General features: G+C 69.1%; 6 protein-coding genes and 1 CRISPR repeat array. Of the genes, 2 read left to right on the top strand and 4 right to left on the bottom strand.

What is annotated here, in order from left to right; genetic code table 11:
• Positions 1-468: copper resistance CopC family protein (locus tag ND748_RS21365; RefSeq protein WP_251747768.1), on the bottom strand; the 468-nt coding region annotated here is incomplete at its 3' end.
• 735 nt (positions 469-1,203) lie between these two features.
• Between ND748_RS21365 and ND748_RS21370 the strand changes: the two genes are divergently transcribed.
• Both ND748_RS21370 and ND748_RS21375 read left to right on the top strand, forming a co-directional pair.
• Positions 1,204-1,995 carry a GntR family transcriptional regulator gene (locus tag ND748_RS21370; protein WP_251747769.1) on the top strand — a complete coding sequence of 264 codons (792 nt, stop codon included), beginning with the start codon at positions 1,204-1,206 and terminating at the stop codon, positions 1,993-1,995.
• Between the two features lie 62 nt (positions 1,996-2,057).
• Positions 2,058-2,651: a YdcF family protein gene (locus ND748_RS21375; protein WP_374215993.1), complete on the top strand. Its 594-nt coding sequence runs from the start codon at positions 2,058-2,060 to the stop codon at positions 2,649-2,651.
• A gap of 605 nt (positions 2,652-3,256) precedes the next feature.
• Here ND748_RS21375 and ND748_RS21380 read toward each other — a convergent pair.
• From ND748_RS21380 to ND748_RS21390, 3 genes are all read right to left on the bottom strand, one after another.
• Positions 3,257-3,871: a recombinase family protein gene (locus ND748_RS21380; protein ID WP_251747771.1), complete on the bottom strand. Its 615-nt coding sequence runs from the start codon at positions 3,869-3,871 to the stop codon at positions 3,257-3,259.
• 199 nt (positions 3,872-4,070) lie between these two features.
• On the bottom strand, positions 4,071-4,370 hold the full coding sequence (locus tag ND748_RS21385) for an energy transducer TonB (protein ID WP_251747772.1): 300 nt from the start codon (positions 4,368-4,370) through the stop codon (positions 4,071-4,073).
• A gap of 633 nt (positions 4,371-5,003) precedes the next feature.
• Positions 5,004-5,884: direct repeats of the CRISPR family, unit length 30 nt; unit sequence GTCCGTGATCATCCCTAGAGGGATCGCAAC.
• 157 nt (positions 5,885-6,041) lie between these two features.
• Positions 6,042-6,791 (bottom strand): SDR family NAD(P)-dependent oxidoreductase, encoded by a 750-nt coding sequence (locus ND748_RS21390; protein WP_251747773.1) that lies wholly within the window; start codon positions 6,789-6,791, stop codon positions 6,042-6,044.
• Positions 6,792-6,972 lie beyond the last annotated feature (181 nt).

The raw sequence follows: 6,972 nt of genomic DNA on the forward strand, positions 1-6,972 counted from the left end.
AGCGCCGCCTCCGGCCGGCGACGCGGCACCGGCCCCGGCGCCGCCGCCCTGCGGGCTCGAGCCTCCGGCGACGGTGAACACGAACGTCCCCCCGACGGGATGGCCGTCCTCGGAGACGGCCTGATAGGAGACCGTGTAACGCCCGCCGGTCAGCGCCGTGAGCGGTTGGTGGACCGTGGCGCCCTCGACCGCCGTGGCACCGCTGTTCACGCTGGCACCATCGGTGCCGGTCACGGCGACGTGGGTGTAGCGGGACGAGACGGACTCGTTGAAGGTCAACGTGATCTCACCCGGGGCGGCGGGCAGCACGCTGTCCGCGGCCGGCGTGGTGGTCACGAGCCGGGAGTGCGCCGCGGCGGGTGCTGCCAGGGCCAGCAGCAGCGCGGGCAGCATCGCGGCGACGACGCCGACCGCCGCCGCAATCCTGCTCCGCCGGGCGCCGCCGCGACGCGCGGAAGTCGTCTGCACCTGTCGTCGCACCGGCCAGATTCTACGCGCCGTAGAACGTTCGTCGTGGTCACCGCCAGGCGCAACCCCCGCAGCAGCAACGGCAACGCGTCCGGCGTCGCAGGTGCTTCGACCCGCTCTGGTGCCAGTTGTTCTGGCTCACACCCACCCAGCGCGCCGCGGTCACGGTGTCGGTACCGGGGTCTCCCTGGCGTCCGTCGAGGCTTTGGCGGCCTGACCCGGCTGTCCTGGGTCCTGGGCGGCGGCGTCGTTCGCCGGGGAACCATACGCCTGCTGGCGAGCAGACGGTTGACGACGTCTTCCAGGACCTCCCCGGGGGTCGGAGCCCCCTGCCAGTCCGTGTCGACGGAACTGTCGGGCCGGAACAGTCGCACCCTGGCCGCGTATGGGATGGCGTCGCGGAAGCGTAAAGAGCGAGGGCTACCGCGTCTGCGCCGCCGCCGGCGAATCAAACGGACCGATCAACCCCTCCAACCGGCGCCCCACACCGAACGTCGCCAACCCCCACCGGACACCCGCCGCCACCGGCACACCGTCACCCGACCCGCCAAACCCGGCCCCTGCTTCGCACCCGGCCACAACCAGCCCCCTTCCGAAGAGACGACAACAGGAGTCGGCCACCTTCCGCCCGGCGCCAGCAGCACCAGGGGAACCAACCTTCCTAGGTAGGTATCAAGCGTCCCTCACCTTCCTAGGTAGGTCAAGACCTTCCTAGGAAGCATCTACACTCGGCCGATGAGCAGTAAGCGTGGGGCTTCTGACCGGATCTGGGCTGATCTCCGCGAGCAGATCGCCTCCGGGCGTCTGGCTCCAGGGACAGCGCTTCCCTCGACCGCCGAACTGGCCCGGCACTACGGCGTTGCGTCGGAGACCGCACGGCTCGCCGTCACCCGCCTCAAGGAAGAGGGCCTGGTCAGCGGTCGTGCAGGAGCCGGGGTCTACGTCCGGTCCCGGCCACCCTTGCGCCGACTCGGGATCGACCGCTACGACAAGGCGAAATGGCAGGGCGCCGATCTGGTCGCGTTCGCCGCCGACCGGGTCGCATCCCCCCGGGCCTGGGAGCCCGGCGACCAGACGCAGACGGTCCGCCGGGTTCCCGCGGCACCCGACGTCGCCGCCGCACTCGGCGTGGACCAGGGCGCCGATGTCTACGAACGCGCACGCCTGATCCGCGAACACGACGCGCCCACGCACACGCTGACCAGCTACTACCGACCCGAACATGTCGAAGGCACCCGCCTGACCGACGACCGTGCCGGCCCCGTCGGCCCAGGTGGCGGATTCCGGGTCCTGACCGACCAGGGCCTCGAACCCGCCTGGATCAACGAAGAACTACAAGCACGGATGCCCACCCCCGAGGAAGTGGCAACCTTGCAACTCCCACCCGGCGAACCCGTCGTCGAGCTGCGCCGAACGACCTTCACCGCCGAGGACACGCCCGTCGAATACGCCGTCGGCGTGCACCCGGCATCACGGTTCGCCTGGTCCTACCGGTTCCAGATCCCCGACTCCGGAAACCGCCCGTGACGGCAGCCCCGCTGCCCGCCGCGCTACGAGGCCCGGTCGACGTGCTCTGGAACTACCACGACATGCACCACGACCCACACCCCACCGATGTCGGCATAGGGCTCGGCAGCCACGATCTCAGCGTCGCGACCTGCACCGCTGCCCTCTACCACCGCGGCATGTTCCCCCGGATCGTTTTCACCGGCGCCAACGCACCCACGACCATCGCCACGTTCCCCCGCGGCGAAGCCGTCCACTACCGCGAACACGCGCTCACCCTCGACGTCCCCGACGCCGCCATCCTCGTCGAACCGACCGCACGCAACACCGGCGAGAACATCACCCGCACCCGCGAATTCCTCACCGCCCACGGCCTCACACCCAGGTCCGTCACCCTGATCTCACGGCCCTACCAGCAGCGCCGCGCCTACGCCACCTGCCGCAAACGGTGGCCGGACGTCGACGTGATGTGCGCATCCCAACCCATCAGCCTCGACGACTACGTGGCCAGCATCGGCGACGCCGACCGGGTCGTGTCCATGCTCGTCGGCGACACCCAACGCATCTGGCTCTACGCCGAACGCGGATACGCCATCCCGCAACCAGTCCCCGACCACGTCCGAGCCGCCTACGACGACCTCGTCGCCGCCGGATACACCAGCCGACTGATCACCTGATGATCACAAAGATGGACAAAGTGTAATCGACCGACGGCTGCAAGTAGTCATCGCGAACTTTCTTTATGGTTTTTCAGGGCGGCCCTTCGGGCTGCCGCGGGGGCCGTGCCGCACGCGCCGCGCCGCGCCTGCGGGGCCGCCGCGCCACGACGGGGCCCCGCCTCCCTCCGGTCGGCACCCCGCCGGAGCGTCGGCCCCGCGGGTGTGTCGGCCCGTCGGCCCCGTCGGAGCGTCACGCCCCACGCCAGTCCGACCATGAGCACCAGGACCCCAGCGACAACGGGCCCGTTTCGGCTTGTCGGGGCTCCGCCCCAAACCCCGGCCCTCTCTCTGGAGGGGGGAAGGCGCGGCACGTCCGCTGATCGCCTCCGCCGCCCGGACCCCCGAGGGCTACCCCGGAACCTCCCGCCCGCGCAAGGGACGCACAGCGCCCAGCAGGGACGCACGTGCCGTTGGCGCCCTTGCACGGCCAGGAGAACCCGGGGTAGGGCTACGCCGCCCGACCGACGGAGGAGATCAGCTCAGCCCGAACCCTATGAAGATCAAAACCCGGGCCCGGCACCGTTTCGGCCCCTGAACCCGGGTTCGATCGCACTTGCTTTGCGTCAGGCGATGAGGGATTCCGCCAGCGCCCGCCCGACCGGGTCGCCGGTGTCGACGCCGTCACGTGCCGCAACGATGCGGAGGTTATGGCGCAGCAGGAGCGCCAGGACCGACAACCGCGCGTCGTCGTTCGGCCCCAGCCGGTCAAGCGAGTCGACGATGACAACGTCACAGCCCGCGTGCACCAGCCGAAGAGCCGCCGCCCAGCCACGGAGCCCGTCTTGCCCCTGGTAGATCACCGGCCCGGTCGACCAGCCCCGCGCCGCGCACACCTGGGCGCACACCTCCCGCTGGGCAGCCCGGTCCGCGACGTCGACGTCATCCCGGACGAAGATCACCGCTCGTACGTGCGGTATTACCTCGCGCACACCCTCTACCGCCACGTGCAACCCGTACGCCAGCGCATCCAGCATCTCGACCTGCTGCGCGGCGCCCGCGATTCCGACCAGACCGGAAAGGCTACGCAGCGTAGCCGCAACCGCGTGGCTGAAACGGCTATCGGACGTGGCAAGCGGCCCGTCTTCCAGTTCTACCGCCGCCTTCACCAGCGCCTCTCGCACCGCCGTAAGAAGACTGTCGATCCGGTCCACGCTTTCCCGCAGCGGATCGTGTGGCATGCTGCTCATAGGTCCTTGCCCCTGTCTGCTCAGGTGGTGGGACTCAGGCCCGGGTAGCGGTGTTGGAGCACCGTCCGGGCCGTCTTCATCCCTGTACCTCCATCATCGCAAGATTCCTATACGTTGTTGAAGGCCAGGAACGGCGAACGGCCGGCAACCCCCACCAGAGTCACCGGCCGCCTGAACCACCGTCAGCGCGCTATGCCTCCCGCCCCGGCCCGCCAGGCCAGCCGTGATGTTGGGTGGCGTACCACTGACTCGCCACCGACCCCGCCACGGTCAGCGAGTCCCACCACTTGGACGCCACGTCATACGGCATGTCGGACGCGACGCTCACCCGCAGGTTCCCGGGAAGCAGCAGCGTCGGACGTATCACCGAGAAGCGCGACGGTGCCGCGGGAAGATGGACGTCTGCGAGCTCCGCCGGATGAACGTACAGCTCCGCGCCGAGGACCGACCGGCTACCCCCACCGATCCTGGACTCTGGCATCATGGCCATGGGTTCCACATCCTGTCTCTAGTCAGGAGTTGGGATCAAGGCCCGGGGATGGTGCTACCAACACCGCCCCGGGCCGCCCTATTCACTTTCTCTTCTTACACCACTCATAATACCTACCCTGCCCGTCACGTGCTGCCAATCAGTGATACATATTCCCGCGCCTTTAATGCATTCCTCTCTGAATCAGGGAAGTAGCAAGAGGTGCGGAAGCGATGCGCCGGGCGACCGAGCCCGAGCGGACCGCCGGGTGATACGCGACCCCGCCGACACCGGGCCGACCCTCCACGGAGACCTCCGTCAGGCCAGGTCGGAGATAGTAGATCAACACGGCTTGACCCAGGCCACGCCCGAAACGCTGCGTAACTATCGGGCAGCCGGATGACTCCACACCGGACGATCTCTCGGTGCCAGACCGCCCCGCTGGCGGACGGGCACGATCACGGCATGGTTGGCATACTGCCCCTGACAAGGGGCACGTACCGACCTCCACGCCCCAGCCGGACAAAACGGCGCCCGGCGGGCCCCGGAAGGATCAACGTCCTGACCTGGGCGATTGCATTACCGGCGGAACGCTGCAACGATCATCGTGCGCGGAGCCTAAGCGGGCCCGCCGACCTGCGGCTTTACCATGGGGTCCGTGATCATCCCTAGAGGGATCGCAACGCCTGCTCGACGTCGTAATGCTCGGCCGCGATCCACGTCCGTGATCATCCCTAGAGGGATCGCAACAGGAGGGTGCGGGTCAGCTCCTCGTCCAGGTCAGGTCCGTGATCATCCCTAGAGGGATCGCAACTTACCTGTTCGGATTCTGTTTCGCGTGCCGCGGGGGTCCGTGATCATCCCTAGAGGGATCGCAACTCCACCCATGCGGCGGCCTCGCGGCCGAGGTCCCCCGTCCGTGATCATCCCTAGAGGGATCGCAACGCCGCCACGACCAGCGGCCCGGCAAATCCACCGAGTCCGTGATCATCCCTAGAGGGATCGCAACCCCGTCACGACCGGCCCCCCGACCGGCCACGCCGTGTCCGTGATCATCCCTAGAGGGATCGCAACGCCTCGACGGCTCCGGAGGGCCCGGAGACGAGGAGCGTCCGTGATCATCCCTAGAGGGATCGCAACGTCTGGAGCTCTTTGCGGGCATCCCAGCGGGTGGGTCTGTGATCATCCCTAGAGGGATCGCAACGCCCGCGGGATGACGGGACCGGCGGCGGCATACAGGTCCGTGATCATCCCTAGAGGGATCGCAACCGTCCGCGCCAGTCCTTGCGCGTGCGGGCCATGCTTCCCGCGTCCGTGATCATCCCTAGAGGGATCGCAACAGGTACTTCCAGCCGCGGCGACAGCGAAGGTCACGTCCGTGATCATCCCTGGAGGGATTGCAACGACGACCGCATGTCGCCACGGACCACGACCAGCCCCGGTCCGTGATCATCCCTAGAGGGATCGCAACCGAGGAAGGGGGCGCCGCCGTACATGAGCGCGGAGTCCGTGATCATCCCTAGAGGGATCGCAAGGCGTAGGTCGGGCGGAGCTCTGCCCCAGGAGCATGGGTAGGTAGCCGCCCGACTGTCCGTCTGAAAATATGTACTTGTGAATCCCTTGCGGGATAAATCGGACGCCGAACCCTACAGAAGAACCATGGCGGCGCTTTCCCGCGCATCCGCCGCGGTTCTACCGGGCGGACAGGCCGCCGTCGGCGAGGTAGACGCTGCCGGTCACCAGCGACGCCCGGTCGGACAGCAGGAACACGGCGACCTCGGCGACCTCCTCGGCGGTGCCGAGCCGGTTCATCGGCGCCAGCAGCGCCGCGCCGCGCTGGCGGCGACCGTCGACGTGCAGCAGCGGGGTGTCGACGAAGCCGGGCGCGACCGCGTTGACCCGGATCCGCCGCGTCGCGTACTCCAGGGCCGCGGTCTTGGTCAGCCCGATCACGCCGTGCTTGGCGGCGACGTACGGCGCGGACCCGGCGAAGCCGACCGTGCCGAACACCGAGGCCATGTTGACGATCGAGCCACCGTCGCCGCCGTGCAGCATCGCCGTGATCTCGGCGCGCATGCTGTAGAAGACCCCGGACAGGTTCACGTCGAGCACCCGCTGCCAGTCCTCGGCGGGGGTGGTCCCGACCGGCTCGCGCCCGGCGGTGACACCGGCGTTGTTCACCGCCAGATCGAGTCGCCCGAAGGTGCCGACGGCGGCCTGCACCGCCCGTTCGAGCGCGTCGGGATCGGTGACGTCGGCCTCCAGCGCGATCGCCGCCCCGCCGTCCCGTTCGATCTGCGCCGCCACGTCCTTGACGCCGTCCGGGTGGCGATCGGTGACGACAACCTGCGCGCCCGCACTCGCCAGCCGGCGGGCGCAGGCGGCGCCGATCCCGGATCCCGCCCCGGTCACCAGCGCGACCTTGCCGCTGCATTCGGTCATGGGCCATGACAGTGCCACGCTCCGGCCTGCGCGTGCACGCGACCTCACCGCCGGCTCACCCCCGCGCGGCGTGGCCTGGTCGGGAGCCGGTGCGAGGCTGTCGGACCCGCGTGGTGTGCTGTCGGGGTGGTTGCCGCACCTGCCCCCGCCGCGCCCGTCGGCCACCGGCTCGTCCCGACCC

Source organism: Frankia sp. AiPs1 (genome assembly GCF_023716945.1).
GTDB lineage: Bacteria > Actinomycetota > Actinomycetes > Frankiales > Frankiaceae > Frankia.

Coding starts and splice junctions, on each gene's coding strand:
- ND748_RS21390 (WP_251747773.1), bottom strand. CDS start 6,791: ATGACCGAATGCAGCGGCAAGGTCGCGCTGGTGACCGGGGCGGGATCC.
- ND748_RS21375 (WP_374215993.1), top strand. CDS start 2,058: ATGCACCACGACCCACACCCCACCGATGTCGGCATAGGGCTCGGCAGC.
- ND748_RS21385 (WP_251747772.1), bottom strand. CDS start 4,370: ATGGCCATGATGCCAGAGTCCAGGATCGGTGGGGGTAGCCGGTCGGTC.
- ND748_RS21370 (WP_251747769.1), top strand. CDS start 1,204: ATGAGCAGTAAGCGTGGGGCTTCTGACCGGATCTGGGCTGATCTCCGC.
- ND748_RS21380 (WP_251747771.1), bottom strand. CDS start 3,871: ATGCCACACGATCCGCTGCGGGAAAGCGTGGACCGGATCGACAGTCTT.